This window comes from Francisella sciaenopsi (genome assembly GCF_045862875.1).
In the GTDB taxonomy this organism is placed as follows: domain Bacteria; phylum Pseudomonadota; class Gammaproteobacteria; order Francisellales; family Francisellaceae; genus Francisella; species Francisella sciaenopsi.
On sequence record NZ_BTHG01000005.1, the window covers coordinates 189,526 to 204,848 of the forward strand.

Consider the following 15,323-nt stretch of genomic DNA (forward strand, 5'->3'; position numbering starts at 1 on the left):
TATGAAAAGGTTATACAATTCTAATATGTCAGCAAAGGTTTCTCGCACTAAGTGGGATATTTTAGCTTTATCAATTATACTTTTAATATTAAGTATATTTGTATGGTCCACCTCAGGCTTGGGTGGGAGTATAGATTATACAAATCAAGCAAGTGTTCAACAGTACTCAGAAGTTTCTTTGAATCTTTGGCTTTTGCCGTATTATACAGCAGAAACAGTAATGCGAATGTTTATTGGTTTGGGTATTTCCTTACTAATTACATTTATATTCGGAGCATTAGCGGCTAAAAGCAAAAGAGCGGAAAGTATAATTATTCCAGCAGTTGATATTTTACAGTCTATTCCTATTCTAGGGTTCTTCGCTATTACTGTTACTGGTTTTTTAGTTTTATTTCCAAGCTCCTTATGGGGTGCTCAATCAGCGGTGATATTTGGGATTATAACGGCTCAAGCATGGAATATGATACTAAGTTTTTATCAGTCTTTAAAAACTGTACCTAAAGAACTAGTTGAAGCAGCAGATATGTATCAGCTTTCAGCATGGCAAAGATTCTGGAAAGTAGAAGTACCATTTTCTATGCCAGGACTTGTTTGGAACACTATGATGTCGATGTCTGCTTGCTGGTTTATGATAGTTGCATCAGAAACAATCATTGTTAATTTTAGTGCTTCGCAGTCGATACCAATTAATTTACCTGGTATAGGATCATTTATAGATGCAGCAAATAATGCCCAAGATTTTGGTGCAGTCGGTGCAGCAATAGTGATGATGTTAGTTACTATCATATTGTATGATCAATTATTGTTCAGACCACTAGTTGTATGGTCAGAAAAGTTTGTGCTAGGTGAAAATCAATCAGAAGTTTATAGTAAGTCTTGGTTTTTGAAAATATTGCAAAAATCAGCGATAACTAAACTCTTCTCTAGTGTGTTTGGAGGTATAAGCTCGGCTTTAGTTAATATAAGATTTTTTAAGAAAAATTTAAATAAAGTTTATAATCAACCAAGACATAAAAAGCAGGAAAAACAAGAAACACTATTGCAAGAGATATTATGGACAGTATTTACTTTGATGATAGTTGTTGGATTGTTTTACTTTGCTTACCAAGCAGTATATGGAGGTAATTCAGACATTGGTTTATCAGAAACTTTTAAAGTTTTTGGATATGGTTTATTAACAGGTTTTAGAGTGGTTGTGCTTATTTTTATAACTTCGATAATTTGGGTACCAATAGGTGTTTGGGTTGGTATGCGACCTAGAATTGCTCAAAAAGTGCAACCTTATGCGCAGATGGCTGCAGCGTTCCCAGTTAACGTTTTGTATGGTATCTTCGGAACATTAGTGATAACTTTAGGCCTTAATTTTAATATTTGGTGTATTTTATTGATGGCTCTTGGAACGCAGTGGTATATTTTGTTTAATGTGATTGCAGGTGCTTCAGCAATTCCAGATGAATTGAAGCTAGCGGCTAAGAATATGCAACTAAAAGGTTTTATGAAGTGGCGTAAATATTTATTTCCAGCAGTTATGCCATATTATGTCACAGGAGCAATCACTGCTGCAGGTGGTGCATGGAATGCCAGTATTGTGTGTGAATACATCAACTGGGGAACTGGAGATCAGTCAATAATTCAAGCATCAGGTCTTGGAGATTATATTACATATTACACAAACCTGCAGGGCGATCATACGGCAAATGTACTGCTAGGTGTGATAGTAATGTGTGTATTGGTTGTAGCGTCTAATAAACTGTTCTGGCGCAGATTATATAACTATGCAGAAAATCGCTTTAGTATGAATATGTAAGCATAGGAGATTTTTAGAAAATGAGTTCAAAAAAAATTTTTACAGTAGAAAAAGTTAATAAGCAATTTAATATCAAAGGTGGTCATACACTTAGAGTACTAGATAATATCGACTTTACTTTACATGAAGGAGAGATCGTTGCGTTACTTGGTAAATCAGGCTCTGGTAAGTCAACTTTACTTAGGATTATCGCAGGTCTGTTAAGCCCAAGTTCAGGTGAAGTGATGTATAGAGGTAAAAAAGTTTCTGCCCCTGTTCCAGATATTTCAATGGTTTTTCAAAGCTTTGCTCTTATGCCTTGGCTTACAGTTCTACAAAATGTTGAATTAGGTCTTGAAGCACGTAATATTCCAGCTAAAGAGCGTAAAAAAAGAGCATTGAAAGCAATCGATATGGTAGGTCTTGACGGTTTTGAAAATGCTTATCCAAAAGAACTTTCTGGAGGTATGAAGCAGCGTGTTGGCTTTGCCAGAGCCCTTGTGTTGGAACCAGATGTTTTGTTAATGGATGAACCTTTTTCTGCTCTTGATATTCTTACTGCAGAGAACCTTAGAGAAGATTTACTTGACCTTTGGGAAAATAATGAGGCAATGAAAGGTATTTTGTATGTTACTCATAGTATTGAAGAAGCTGTTTTGACGGCAGATAGAATTATTATATTTGGGAGTAATCCAGGGTTTATACGTGGTGAGCTGAAGATAAATATTCCTCATCCGAGAAGCTCGCAAGATCCTAGCGTAGCTGATCTGGTAGATCAGGTTTATCGTATGATGACTACTGCCCAAACTAAAGAACTATCTGAGCGTATGAATAAGAAGACTGCTATAACTATTGGTTATCGTTTGCCAGATGTGGATATTTCAGAGATGAATGGTCTTTTAGATGAGATGGCCGAGATCAAAGATGTTGAAGCCGTAGATTTACCACAATTGGCAGATGATCTTCACCTAGATATTGATGATTTATTCCCAATTATTGAGATTCTATCAATTTTAAGATTTGCAGAAGTATCTGATGGCGATATCAAAATGACTGCAATGGGGCGTAAGTTTATTGATTCAAATATAGATGATAGAAAATTTATTTTTGGAAGATTATTCTTAAAGTATATTCCATTGGCTCGTCATGTTGTTAAAGTTTTAAGTGAGAGAGAAAGTCAATCAGCGCCTAAGAGTAGATTCTTGGCGGAGCTTGATGATTATTATCCAATGGAAGTAGCAGAACGTGTCTTTGATACATTTATTGACTGGGCTCGTTATGCTGAGCTGGTTTATTATGATGCTAATACTGGGGTCATCTCATTAGATGATAATGCTGCTGAATATATCAAAAAAATGTAAATGTAACTTCTTTTTCCAATCAATAATTAATATCTGCCATTAAATATTAATATTTAGCGATTGTTATAAATAGAGTAATCTATCTCAACTTTTATTCAAAGATTTGATTATGTGAAACTATTTTCTAAATCGGTATTTATATTATTTCTTTTTATCACAATAAAAGTATATGCTGGCGAGTCTACTGAACAATCAGGCCTATCAAAGCAAGAAATGCAAATGATTTCTGATCTTCAACAGCAAATCTCTGTACTTAAACAAGAAATTGGTAAAGTCCAGTCTCAAAATATAGAAGCTAATAATAAGTCACAATTTAATACTTATCGCCAGAAAATAAGTAATGATAGTTTTAATCAGCTTGAGCTAGGAGGGGTAACTCCTCAAGATATAGCTTCTAATATAGCTAGTGATGGTCAATCTTTAGGAGATAGTACAGGTTCTCAAGGAGTTTTTGTATCAAATGGTAGAATTGATGTAGGTGGAACACCTGCGATTACGACACAAGGTCAAATAACTTATTTAGGCTCATACTCTGGTAATAACAGTATACCTATAGGAATGATTTCAAGTAATCTTTTTGCGTCGACAATATTAGGACAAAGAGATACTTTTGATGATTATTCAGTATTTTTTGGTGGCTATATAGAGGCAGATGCACAAACATGGTTCGGAAGTCAAATAAGTAGAGCAGGAGGTGCTCCGAATTTTCCCGCTAATGGTCAAAATATTTACTTAACTAATTCGAAGCTATATTTTTTATCTAATTTAGGTCATTATGTAACAGCACAATTTGATTTTGATACGGATGAAACAGGAGGCTTCGGTCTAGGGAATGCTTTTGTCATCTTTGGTAATTTAGATACATCTCCATTTTTTGTAACTGCTGGTAGGAATAAGCTTTCAGTAGGGTCTTATGGTGGTGGTGGACCGTGGACTAGTGGTATTATAGATGAGTTTTTATCTCCCGATAAAGTTACTAACGTTTCGTTAAACTATAAGAATGATATTATAAACACTAACATTACAGTTTTTGGCTCAGATGATAAAAGAGCTAATTTTTCAGCTGGATTTTTCTATACAGATTCCTGGACTCAAGATTTATCTGTTGGTTTTAATGCTGGATATGTTTTTAATATTGCGGGTGCTGGTAATGGAAGTATCTCTCAATTTTTGGATAATATTGGAGAGAGTGAAAAAAACATCGGCGTGCTAAACTTTGATGGTACTATGGCATATTCAATGCTTGGAGGAATCTGGCAGTTGCAAGGTGGATGGTCAGCTACAACAAATAAACAAGATTTTCATCAAAATGGTTCTAGCGTAAATACTGGTGCGTGGTATTTTGGTGTAGCATATGCACTTACACTGGGTGGAAGAGATACTAACTTTAACATTACGTATGGGCAATCGTATAATGCTGAGAATATACCTATGCCAACATCAAATGCATCTCCAACATTTGGCCTTACATCTTCAGGAATCAAAAATCAGATGATTGCATCGGCACAAAGGGCATATTTTGACAATAATGTTTTATTTGGTCCAGAATACTCATATCAGAGGTTATATAATGGTGAGCATATGAATACGTTAACCTTGGATTTATCGGTATATATCTAGAGTAAAAACTATAAACTATAGAGTGTTTTAGCCTATCAATATCATAGTATGTTTATGATAAAATACTGTTAATGTATGTTTCATTGTTTTTATTTTTCAAAGGGATTTATTCCATGCGCACTAAGAATTATTTAATCACAGGAGCAAGCTCAGGTATAGGTAGAGCTGTTTTGAATCAGTTGATATTACAAGGATTTACTGTTTATAACATAGATATCGTTACTCCACAAAAAGTCTTTGAAAAAGAGATATTTATCAAGTTTGATTTGTCTAACTGTATGGGTATTGATGCCGTTTTGCCAAAAGATATAGATTTTGATGGAGTATTTTTTAATGCTGGAATTCACCAAAGTGGGTCGATATTTTCTCAGTCTTTGGATGAAATAAATAAGTGTATATCAATCAACCTAATGTCTAGTATCGTCATTTTGAAATCTTTGGCTGAGAGTATCAAATCAGGAGCTTCTATAGTTTTTAATGGTTCAGACCAATGCTTTGTTGGTAAGACCAATAATTTTGCTTATGGCTTAACTAAAGGAGCTGTTGCTCAGATTACAAAATCATTGGCACTAGATTTATCACCCAAAAATATAAGAGTAAATACTGTTTGCCCAAGTACTACAGATACTCCTTTATATAGAAAAGCTATAGAGAGGCACTCTTTAGTAAGTGGAATTGATCTGGCTGATATTGAGAAAAGCGAAGCAGAGGAAATACCTATCAACAGGGTAGCTACTTCAGAAGAAATTGCTAATGTGGTGATTTTTCTTTTGAGTGATAAAAGTTCATTTATGACAGGTTCTTTAGTTCCTGTTGATGGGGGCTATACAGCGAGGTAAACCTGATGCAAGGAATAATAGATTCACATATTCACTTTTGGGATATTGATAATAACTATAATAGATGGGTCAAGGATACGAATTTACCTACAAAAGTACTACCATCTGATTTTAAGATAGATAACTTTGTACATGTAGAAGCTCATACAGAAGATATTAATCATCTATGCGAGTATAAGTGGCTGGTTGATAATTTTAGTAATAAAAATATAAAAGTTATCGCATTTGTTGATTTCACACAGAGTGTGCAATCATTCGAGCAAAAAATAATCCAATTGTCGTATTATAAAGGTATAGTGGGTGTTCGACAAATAATGTCTAAGGATTCTAGTGCTAGCTATAGCCCTTTTGATAAAGAAATTCCATCAGACTTGTTTGAGAAATTAGTCATCCTAAAAAAATATAATATGATATTTGAATGTCAGATGTATCCCCAACAATTTGTTAGTGTTGTGTCAGATATTCTTAAATCAAATGTGACTTGTTGTGTTGAACATTTTGGGTTACCTATAAAAACAAGAGATGATAATCTTCTGTATTGGCGAGATTTACTTAGGTATGTTGATAATAATCAAAGCCTATATCTAAAGCTATCAGGAGGAGATCTAAATAATAACGAGGACGAGATTAAAGAAATTCTAGAAGAAGTAAAAAATAGTGTTGCTTCATCAAAGCTTTGTTATGGTTCTAATTACCCTGTGTCAAATACAGATAATTATAATAAATGGTTTGATATGGTTTGCAATGCGTTTATTGACGCTAAATCACAGCAAGATATATTCTTTAATACAGCGAATAAACTATATAAGTTTAACCTTTTGTAGAGACTTTTGCTGATGTGTAGATATTTTTGAAGAATATCAGATATATGCTTGTATAGGCTGTTATAAATATCATATTAATCGTGAAGTTTGACCAATACATAGTCCACAACACACTTTTATCTTTTATCATAATAGGAAGCATTACAATATTGTTTATCAATATAACTATCGCAACACTGATTATAGTTGAGAAGAATATATTATTTTTTAAGAGTTTCTTATAGATCCAGCTAAAGATAGAAACTTCTGCTAGATTTGTCACAAAGGTGCTTAACATTCCTGATAAAAATAGCAGTATCGTCGGCTCAGCGATTTGGTGTATAGCACTTGATCTTATATGGTTATTATCTCCTATTATAGATACGTCTGCTAGATGAAAAAATGATGATGAGTAAACTCCAAAAGAGTATATACCATCCATTACCATTGCTAGTATTATTAGTTTGTAGGTATTTTTTAGTCCATAAATTATTGAGCAAACATCTAATACCACAAAAATTCCTGCATAAACTAAAGAAGATTGTGTTATTACTAAATGAAAACCCCCAAAATCAATGCTTATAGTATTAAGAAATAACGGATCACATAATATTTTTAATGTAATAAAAAGAGCTGTGGGAGCTATGTATTTTATAAATTGTTTTGACTCTAGATTATTAAATGCGATATTTTCCATAGTATTTCTATTGATGTTAAAACAACTTAGATTGTATATTTTTTGTTGAAAAAATACGATAAAAATGTTGAATCGATATGACTTAAAGCTCGCTATACTATGTTATGTCATTGATAAAAAAGCTAATAAGGCTATAATGTTTAAAATCCTATTATTAATAATTGATTAAGGGCTACTACTTTGGATAATAGTTTGCAACTATTTCAACATTCATCTAACTATATTCTATTAGCATCAGGTCTAATATTATTTTTCGCGATTGTATCTCAGTTTTTATCATGGAGGTTGAAACTTCCATCGATATTATTTCTGATTCTTAGTGGGATTATTCTAGGACCTTTATCAGAAGTAATATTTCAAGAAGGGTTTAAGCTCGTAGATGGTACTATTATTTTTGGTGAAGCATTGTCTCCATTTGTATCAATTTGTGTGGCCATTATTCTGTTTGAAGGGAGTTTATCTCTTAACTTTAGTAAAATTAAGAGTGTCAGTAGTGTTGTGATACTTTTGACTACTTTAGGGTTGGGAATTACTGTAATACTTACGGCAATGTTTTGTTATTATGTCATTGGTTTAAATTTAGAATTGTCTATGCTTATAGGTGGTATTACATGTGTAAGTGGGCCAACTGTTGTACCACCATTGATGAGAACTGTTAGACCCAAAAGACATATTGCAAGTATTCTAAAATGGGAATCTATACTTGTAGATCCGATAGGTGCATTAGTAGTTGTTTTCATGCTGGCATGGTTTGTTATTGGTGGTAACTATGCGAATCAGCCTAATGGAACAAGTATATTTATAGCATATATAATTTTTGTATGTATTTTAGGTATAACTTCAGGTTTTGTTTTTGGTTATCTTATAGGCTTGAGCTTCAGAAGACACTATATTCCTGAGTATTTAAAAAGCTTTTTTGTCTTAGCCGTAATAGTGGTAGGTTTTATAATAACTGATGCTATGATGCATGGTGCGGGACTACTGATGGTAACGGTTGCTGGTCTTGTGATGGCTAATATGAAAGATATAAAGATGTCTGATATTTTGTCATTCAAAGAGAATTTGAGCATCGTTATTATCTCGGTTCTTTTTATTGTATTAGGAGCAGAGATAGACTTTAGTTTATTTAAGGATTATTGGTTAGACCTAATAGAAGTTTTCTTATTTTTGCAGTTTATATTACGTCCAATTGTTGTTTTATTATGCTCCATTAAATCTAAAACAACTTTTGCAGAAAGAATAGTTATGGGTATTATTTATCCACGAGGTATTGTAGCAGCATCTGTAGCGGCATTGGTTGCTGTAAGAATTACTAAATCACATCCTGAGCTATATAGTGAAGCAAATACTTTAGTATTCTTTGTCTTTATGATAATAGTTTTTACAGTAGTTTTTCAGAGTATATTCACTCCATATATTTCAAAACTACTCAAGGTTACAGAACCTGAAGGTAAAGGATTTTTGATAATCGGTGGAAATAGGTTCGCACGCGAATTAGCTGAGGTGTTTGTCAAGAATGATATTGAGGTTGTAATTACTGATTCATCATGGGCAAATGTCCAGAAGTGTCGTCAGCTGGGTTTAAATACTTATTATGGTAGCCCCGTATCAGCTCATGCTGATTGGAGTATTAATTTAGTAGGTATAGGGGCGATGCTAGGACTATCTACAAGTGAGTATGTAAATGCTGTGTCTGCAATGAAGTATAAATATGAGTTCGGATCAAATAATGTTTTTGTATTAAGAGCATCTCAGAAAGAAAGTTATAAAGGTATTGGATCGATAGAAACCAATCTAGCAAACTTGCTATTTGATGAAGATGTCGATTTTAATACCTTGATAGATAGGCTAAATCAAGGAGCTTCAATTAGAAGTACGAATATTACTCCTAACTATCCACTCGAGAAGTTCTTTAAAGATAATCCTAATGCTATAGCACTCTTTATTATTGATGATAATGGCTATGCTCAGCCGTTTGATAAAGATAAAAGACTAAGATTTGATAGCTATAGTTTGGTATCATTAAGGGATGATGTTAATAAGACTAGAGATCAATTATGTCTAGATGTATAAGAAGTTTTAATGGCAAAGTGCCGAAGGTTGATGAGTCTGCTTATGTTGATGAGTCAGCAGCTGTAATTGGTGATGTTATTTTAAAAGAGAATGCATCTGTATGGCCACAAGTTAGCGTTAGAGGAGATCTTTTGACAATAACTATTGGAAAGGGTACTAATATTCAAGATTGTAGTACACTACACACCACAGAATATCCAAAAGATTCAGGTCAAGGATATCCACTAACCATTGGAGATGATGTAACAGTAGGTCATGGTGTGATATTACATGGTTGTGAGATCAAAAATAATTGTCTAATAGGTATGGGATCTATAATTCTTGATGGAGCTGTTGTTGAACCTTGGGTTTTTTTGGGAGCTGGAAGTTTGGTTCCTCCGGGTAAGATTCTAGAGTCAGGGTATATGTATTTAGGTTCGCCAGTCAAAAAAATTAGACCAATTAGTGATCATGAGAGACAAATTATCAAAGAAAATGCTGAGCATTATGTCAAAGTCAAAAATAGATATAAAGCTCAAGACTAGATTAGTATTAGTTCTGATATTTATATCTTTATTAGTATCATGCACTAGTATGCAATCTAGTGTTACTCCAATAGCTGATAATGCTATATTTGATCAAAAATCTACATCAGAAGAGCTTTTGAAATTGACCAAATGGCAGGCAAAAGGAGTTATTGGGATTATTTATAATAATCAGGCAGAATCTGCTAACTATGTCTATGCTCAAGATGGTGATAACTTCATTATTAGTTTATATGGTCCTTTGGGTATAGGAAGTATTGAAATAAAAGGAGATGCTGATGAGGTATCGCTTGAAAATAGCAAAGGTCAGAAGATAACGGCTAAAGATGCTAAAACTTTAATGCTGGAGCAATTAGGCTGGTATGTTCCTGTTGATGGACTTAAGTACTGGATCAAAGCTATAGCTATACCAAATATTAAACATAATACAGAGCTAAATTCAAAAGGGTTGCTAAGTAAATTATCTCAAAATGGTTGGGATATTTCTTATCAAAATTATGAGTTAGTTGATTCTAAGTATCCGTTGCCGGCTAAAATTAGAATGACTAGAGAAAATCTAATATTAAAGATCATTATAAAATCATGGCAAATATAAAACCTAAGAATTATCAAAGTTATGCAAAAATCAATTTGTTTTTGCATATATTGAATAAGCGAGATGATGGATATCACAATTTACAAACTTGGTTTACTTTCTTGGATCTAAAAGATCATCTTAGCTTTAGATTTAATAATTCTAGTAATATTGAAATCACAAGTAATATACAGATAGCTTCAAAAGAAGATAATCTAATCTATAAAGCTGTCAAAGAGTTTCAGAAAGTCTATAAAATAGAGAGTGTAGGTGTTGAGATTGATATTATCAAAAATATACCAATGGGTGCTGGTCTTGGAGGGGGAAGCTCAAATGCTGCAACGACCTTAATAGCACTACGTGATTATTACTTGCCAGAACTATCAAACGAGCAACTAATACCATTAGCTACGAAGCTTGGTGCAGATGTGCCGATATTTGTATATGGTAGGTCAGCATGGGCTGAAGGAATTGGAGATGTTTTGTACTCTAAGGATTTTGAGCAACAATATGTATTACTAGTTAAACCTAATATTCATATTAGTACTAAAGAGTTTTTTGAGAGTGAAAGTTTAGTCAAGACAAAGAATATGCTACCGAGAGATTTAAGTTTTGATACTAGTGTTATGCATAATGATTTTGAAAATGTTTTTTTTGCAAAATATCCTGAGTTTAAAAGCCAGCTAGATGAGATTGATCAGGATTTTAGAATGACTGGTACAGGCTCATGCTTTTATCTACTTTCTAAAGATCTTAATAAACTACAACAACTTGCAAGAAAAGTTGATAAATCTCTTGACAAATGGGTAGTCAAAACATTAAACTATGCGTACTAACTTTCGTTAGTGTCCATGTTGGGCTATCGCCAAGCGGTAAGGCAACGGGTTTTGATCCCGTCATCCCCAGGTTCGAATCCTGGTAGCCCAGCCATACAAATTCACCATAAAAAATTACAATCTTAAGGCCTAATAAATTTGATGTATTAATTTCCAAAATGAAGTTAGAATTTACAAGTTTCTGATAAATAATAAATAAAATTTTGCAGAGATAGGCTATTAATCGTTATACTATTTGCATAAATGAATTTTATTATACGGAATTAATATGTCTACACAATATCATATCGGAACGCCTGGTAAAAAGTGGAGTTCTGAAGAAAAAAGCCAATGGTTATCAGAGCAAAGCAAAAAAAGATCGTATCAAGAAGAAGCTGAAAAAAAGATTTTAGCATTATCAAATGATTTTGATATTGATGTCTATGGAGAATTAGATTATTCAGTAGGTAGCTATAAGTTGTATGCACTTAAGACAAAAAATTGGGATGCTAGTAAGCCTTATGTTTTAGTTACAGGTGGAGTACATGGCTATGAAACAAGTGGTGTACAAGGAGCTATCAGCTTTGCTGCAACTAGAGCTAGAGAGTTTGCAAGTGATTATAATATCTTGATATTGCCTTGCTTAAGTCCTTGGGGATATGAAACAATTAACCGCTGGAATCCTAATGTTATGGATCCTAATAGATCGTTCTATCTAGAGAGTGGTTGTGATGAGTCGGTTTTTGCAATGAAATATATTAAATCATTGAATATTGAACTTCTGATGCATATAGACTTACATGAGACTACAGATACTGATGATAGTGAATTTAGACCCGCATTAGCAGCTCGTGAGGGTATAACTATAGATAAATGGGGTATTCCAGATGGATTTTATTTAGTTGCTAACAATAGAAATCCACACTATGACTTCCAGAAATATATAATTGACGCTGTAGCTAACGTAACTCATATTGCTCCTACTGATCCTAGCATAAATATATTAGGTGATGATATTATCAGAGATGGAATTATGGCTTGTGATTCAGACAAAGAAAAATTGTGTATGTCTTTATCGAAAGCTGAGTATACAACTACTACAGAGGTTTATCCAGATAGTCCAAGAACAAATCCTCAGGAATGTATACTTGCTCAGGTAGCGGCAATAGTTGCAGGTTTGAGTTTTCTAAATCAGCAAAAATAAAAGGAAAACATAAATGTTAAATGGTTTAATTAATGTAGCGACTTTTTTGATAGATATAGTCTTTGGAATTTATGCTTTTATACTACTGTTTAGATTTTTCTTACAGTGGGTAAAAGCAGATTTTTATAATCCAATTTGTCAGATGATTATGCGTGCTACAAATGTTGTTATATTACCTTTGAGAAAATTTATACCAGGTTTTTTGAATCTAGATTGGTCATGTATAGTAGCTGTGTATATTGTTTTTGTGGTGCAGGACTTACTTGTAGGCTTATTAAATGGGATAGGTCTTAGTTTGATGTTTATTTTCTTTAAACCTTTGATAGATATAATCTTTGCAGTTATTAATATGTATGTATATTTGATAATAATAAGAGCAATATCTAGTTGGTTTGTTCAAGGAGGCTATAATCCAATTATTATGGTTATATATCAAGTTACGGAGCCATTATTATCAAGAGCTAGAAATATAATCAAACCAACTAATTCAGGATTTGATTTTTCTCCAATTATTGTATTAATTGGTCTATTTTGTATTCAGATATTCATACAAAGTATTATTGCTCAGTTTTTTCATTATTGATTAATAGCATGTAGAGTCGAGCTGATATCTTTAATAACTATTCTAGTTGAATTGCATTCGAGATCACGAGGATATTCTAGTTTGATAGTTTTTTCTGATGCTATACGTCCTGGATTACTATCGAGAATTATTACTCTATCTGCCATATTTACAGCTTCTTCAATATTATGCGTAACAAGAACAATAGCTTTTGTTTTAGCTTGACCAGTATGCCATAGATGCATAATATCGTCTCTTAGAGTTTTAGCAGTGACTATATCAAGAGATGAGAAAGGCTCATCAAGAAATAGTATCTCTGGCTCAATCATTAGTGCTCTAGCAACTACTCAGCATTGTTTCATGCAATCAGAGAGTTCGCTTAATATTAATTACAAGACTAGATTTTCCTGCTCCTGATTTGCCGACTATAGCAGTTACTTTAGAAAGAGTCGATTAATTTAAGTTTTTTCTTATAAGAATCATTTTATAAGCAGCATCACCATTCTCATAATAATTATTAATTTTCTTATTTATAACAAACCCTAGCTTCTGATATAAAGAAATAGCTATTAGATTGTTTGTATTTACTTCTAGTGAAATATTTTTGTTAGAGTTGTTTAAAATGTATTCTAATAGTTTTTTACCAATACCTTGACCTTGATAATTTTTACTAACAGCAAGAGAGTATACTCTAATAGTTTTTTTATATTCAAAACACAGTATATAGCCAGCTAACGAATTTTGTGTTTTGGTAATAAAGAAATATTTTTGCTTATTAATATTATAGACGAATTGCTTTTTTGAAATTTTATCAGACAAAAAAGTGGAGTTCTCAAGTTCTACAAGTGTTTGAACATCAGTTAATTGAGGCTTAAATATTTGCATAAGGTAACTTCTTGTAGTTCATTCTATTTAGAAATTCTAGCATTATAGTTGTATAAAGTTGGTCGCCAATATAAGCATCTTCGATATCCGAGTCTAAGGATGGGTTATCATTGATTTCTATGATAATAGGTTTATTGTCTACAACTTTTATATCAATACCATATAGTCCATTGCCGATAGTTTTTGCAGCTTTAAGAGCTATTCTTAGAACAGATTTATCAACTTGATGGATAGCAAATGCTTCAGAGTTTCCATGCTGAGTAGTTTTCTTATTATGATTAGTTATTTGCCAATGTCCTTTCGCCATGAAATATTTACACGCATATATTGGCTTATTGTTTAATATACCAATACGCCAGTCAAAATCAGTATAGTAATATTTCTGAGCTATTATAATCGAAGATTGTTCAAACATGGTATCTAGAATTTGCCTGAGCTCCTCTGCTGAATTAGCTTTTTTAACGCCTTTTGAAAATGAACCATCTGGGATTTTCAAAACTATAGGAAGACCTAACTCACTGATTAATTCTTCAGCTGCAAAGTTATCATTTTTAAAAATAAGTTTACCTTCTGGAGTTGGTATTTTATTTTTAATCATTAGGTTATGTAAATAAACCTTGTTGGTACAGCAAGTTATAGATTTTGTATCATCTATAACCACTAGGTTATTGTCCTCAGCTTTTTTAGCAAAACTATAACTGTAGTGATTAATAGATGTTGTTGTTCTAATGAAAAGTCCATCATACTCAAGCAGACTCATATAATCATCTTTGGTAATTAGATCAGTATAAATACCTAAATCGTGAGCGGCTTTTTGGAAATTTTTAAGAGCTTTAGCATCACTTGGAGGTAATATTTCATTGGGATCATGTAGTATGGCTAAATCATAGGAATAATTTTTTTTGATTTTTCGTTTACGCCAAACTTTGCTACTAAAATTGTTAAGAGCATTTGCAAATATAGTCTGCTCATTATCATTTAGAGAGGAGATATGTCCAATCTTAATGATTTTTATTTTCCATAATGAGTTTTGCTTTTCTAGAGTTACTTCTAATATTGGTGTTGGATATTTTTCAAATATTCTTTTAGCAATTTTTTCTATACCTTGTAGGTTAGCTATTCCAAAGAAAATCTTAATAGCTAATAGGTTTGTATTTAAAACGTTTAGCGCTTTGTGTTCTCTACTATTAATTAAGTTAGATAACTGAGTTTCTTCAAAGTGACTAATGCTATTGAGTGTTTCAACAGTAGGTATAATGGTATCTTTATTTGAGTGTGCTAAAAGACAAGCATAATAGCCTTGCTCAAGATAATTCATTTGCTCAGATAAATTAATGATATAGTTGGGCTTGTTACTAATATTCTGTAAATATTGATGTGTAGTTTCTAAGTTTGAATATGGATAGTATGGTGACCATGTATCTTGATTATCAATAAGTATTTTTAAGGGCTTCATATAACCTTATGTTGAGATTTATGCGAGCGTATTATCTGCTTTTTTTTATAAAATGCAAGAGTTTTTATTATGATTAAACTTAGTATTTTTGAGCTATTAGTTATCGTTGAATTAAGCTAATATA

The 15,323-nt window shown here is 32.6% G+C and carries 14 protein-coding genes, 1 tRNA gene and 1 pseudogene; 12 read left to right on the top strand and 4 right to left on the bottom strand.

From position 1 onward, the window contains the following. The first annotated feature begins 1 nt into the window (after position 1). The 5 genes from ACKTR7_RS07330 to ACKTR7_RS07350 all read left to right on the top strand — a co-directional run bounded on the left by ACKTR7_RS07330 (position 2) and on the right by ACKTR7_RS07350 (position 6,430). Positions 2-1,807 (top strand): ABC transporter permease, encoded by a 1,806-nt coding sequence (locus ACKTR7_RS07330; protein ID WP_407877696.1) that lies wholly within the window; start codon positions 2-4, stop codon positions 1,805-1,807. 20 nt (positions 1,808-1,827) lie between these two features. Next, on the top strand, positions 1,828-3,147 hold the full coding sequence (locus tag ACKTR7_RS07335; RefSeq protein ID WP_407877697.1) for an ABC transporter ATP-binding protein: 1,320 nt from the start codon (positions 1,828-1,830) through the stop codon (positions 3,145-3,147). 111 nt (positions 3,148-3,258) lie between these two features. Next, entirely contained in the window at positions 3,259-4,767 is a 1,509-nt protein-coding gene (locus ACKTR7_RS07340; protein ID WP_407877698.1) for a DUF3573 domain-containing protein, read from the top strand. A gap of 113 nt (positions 4,768-4,880) precedes the next feature. Next, a complete protein-coding gene (locus ACKTR7_RS07345; protein WP_407877699.1) occupies positions 4,881-5,606 on the top strand; it encodes an SDR family NAD(P)-dependent oxidoreductase in 726 nt (241 codons plus the stop codon). Between the two features lie 5 nt (positions 5,607-5,611). Next, complete coding sequence (locus tag ACKTR7_RS07350) at positions 5,612-6,430, top strand: amidohydrolase family protein (protein WP_407877700.1); 819 nt, start codon at positions 5,612-5,614, stop codon at positions 6,428-6,430. Here ACKTR7_RS07350 and ACKTR7_RS07355 read toward each other — a convergent pair. Further along, positions 6,417-7,106, bottom strand: coding sequence for a VUT family protein (locus ACKTR7_RS07355; protein WP_407877701.1), 690 nt, complete (start codon positions 7,104-7,106; stop codon positions 6,417-6,419). The genes ACKTR7_RS07350 and ACKTR7_RS07355 overlap by 14 nt on opposite strands. Positions 7,107-7,298: 192 nt before the next feature. On the opposite strand from ACKTR7_RS07355, the gene ACKTR7_RS07360 reads away from it, so the two are divergent. The 7 genes from ACKTR7_RS07360 to ACKTR7_RS07390 all read left to right on the top strand — a co-directional run bounded on the left by ACKTR7_RS07360 (position 7,299) and on the right by ACKTR7_RS07390 (position 12,879). Beyond that, positions 7,299-9,179 (top strand): cation:proton antiporter, encoded by a 1,881-nt coding sequence (locus ACKTR7_RS07360; protein ID WP_407877702.1) that lies wholly within the window; start codon positions 7,299-7,301, stop codon positions 9,177-9,179. Further along, positions 9,164-9,703: a gamma carbonic anhydrase family protein gene (locus tag ACKTR7_RS07365; RefSeq protein ID WP_159184629.1), complete on the top strand. Its 540-nt coding sequence runs from the start codon at positions 9,164-9,166 to the stop codon at positions 9,701-9,703. The genes ACKTR7_RS07360 and ACKTR7_RS07365 overlap by 16 nt, the downstream gene beginning before the upstream one ends. Continuing rightward, positions 9,654-10,298 (top strand): lipoprotein insertase outer membrane protein LolB, encoded by a 645-nt coding sequence (gene lolB / locus ACKTR7_RS07370; RefSeq protein WP_407877722.1) that lies wholly within the window; start codon positions 9,654-9,656, stop codon positions 10,296-10,298. Before ACKTR7_RS07365 ends, lolB begins: the two co-directional genes overlap by 50 nt. Next, a complete protein-coding gene (gene ispE / locus ACKTR7_RS07375) occupies positions 10,286-11,113 on the top strand; it encodes a 4-(cytidine 5'-diphospho)-2-C-methyl-D-erythritol kinase (RefSeq protein ID WP_407877703.1) in 828 nt (275 codons plus the stop codon). Before lolB ends, ispE begins: the two co-directional genes overlap by 13 nt. A gap of 19 nt (positions 11,114-11,132) precedes the next feature. Then, positions 11,133-11,207, top strand: a tRNA-Gln gene (locus ACKTR7_RS07380). A gap of 174 nt (positions 11,208-11,381) precedes the next feature. Continuing rightward, entirely contained in the window at positions 11,382-12,296 is a 915-nt protein-coding gene (locus ACKTR7_RS07385) for a M14 family metallopeptidase (RefSeq protein WP_407877704.1), read from the top strand. Positions 12,297-12,309: 13 nt separating this feature from the next. Further along, positions 12,310-12,879, top strand: a complete 570-nt coding sequence (locus ACKTR7_RS07390) for a YggT family protein (protein ID WP_407877705.1) — start codon at positions 12,310-12,312, stop codon at positions 12,877-12,879. Here the strand turns inward: ACKTR7_RS07390 and ACKTR7_RS07395 are convergent. The 3 genes and pseudogenes from ACKTR7_RS07395 to ACKTR7_RS07405 all read right to left on the bottom strand — a co-directional run. Next, positions 12,873-13,199, bottom strand: a pseudogene (locus ACKTR7_RS07395) (ABC transporter ATP-binding protein); the annotation flags it as partial. The gene ACKTR7_RS07390 and the pseudogene ACKTR7_RS07395 overlap by 7 nt on opposite strands. A gap of 112 nt (positions 13,200-13,311) precedes the next feature. Continuing rightward, complete coding sequence (locus tag ACKTR7_RS07400; RefSeq protein ID WP_407877706.1) at positions 13,312-13,743, bottom strand: GNAT family N-acetyltransferase; 432 nt, start codon at positions 13,741-13,743, stop codon at positions 13,312-13,314. Further along, entirely contained in the window at positions 13,730-15,199 is a 1,470-nt protein-coding gene (locus ACKTR7_RS07405) for a RimK family protein (RefSeq protein ID WP_407877707.1), read from the bottom strand. Before ACKTR7_RS07405 ends, ACKTR7_RS07400 begins: the two co-directional genes overlap by 14 nt. Positions 15,200-15,323 lie beyond the last annotated feature (124 nt).

Bases quoted from the DNA above. Each gene is read 5' to 3' on its own strand.
- ACKTR7_RS07330 (WP_407877696.1), top strand. From the start codon at position 2: ATGAAAAGGTTATACAATTCTAATATGTCAGCAAAGGTTTCTCGCACT.
- ACKTR7_RS07335 (WP_407877697.1), top strand. From the start codon at position 1,828: ATGAGTTCAAAAAAAATTTTTACAGTAGAAAAAGTTAATAAGCAATTT.
- ACKTR7_RS07345 (WP_407877699.1), top strand. From the start codon at position 4,881: ATGCGCACTAAGAATTATTTAATCACAGGAGCAAGCTCAGGTATAGGT.
- ACKTR7_RS07350 (WP_407877700.1), top strand. From the start codon at position 5,612: ATGCAAGGAATAATAGATTCACATATTCACTTTTGGGATATTGATAAT.
- ACKTR7_RS07355 (WP_407877701.1), bottom strand. From the start codon at position 7,106: ATGGAAAATATCGCATTTAATAATCTAGAGTCAAAACAATTTATAAAA.
- ACKTR7_RS07365 (WP_159184629.1), top strand. From the start codon at position 9,164: ATGTCTAGATGTATAAGAAGTTTTAATGGCAAAGTGCCGAAGGTTGAT.
- lolB (WP_407877722.1), top strand. From the start codon at position 9,654: ATGCTGAGCATTATGTCAAAGTCAAAAATAGATATAAAGCTCAAGACT.
- ispE (WP_407877703.1), top strand. From the start codon at position 10,286: ATGGCAAATATAAAACCTAAGAATTATCAAAGTTATGCAAAAATCAAT.
- ACKTR7_RS07385 (WP_407877704.1), top strand. From the start codon at position 11,382: ATGTCTACACAATATCATATCGGAACGCCTGGTAAAAAGTGGAGTTCT.
- ACKTR7_RS07390 (WP_407877705.1), top strand. From the start codon at position 12,310: ATGTTAAATGGTTTAATTAATGTAGCGACTTTTTTGATAGATATAGTC.
- ACKTR7_RS07400 (WP_407877706.1), bottom strand. From the start codon at position 13,743: ATGCAAATATTTAAGCCTCAATTAACTGATGTTCAAACACTTGTAGAA.
- ACKTR7_RS07405 (WP_407877707.1), bottom strand. From the start codon at position 15,199: ATGAAGCCCTTAAAAATACTTATTGATAATCAAGATACATGGTCACCA.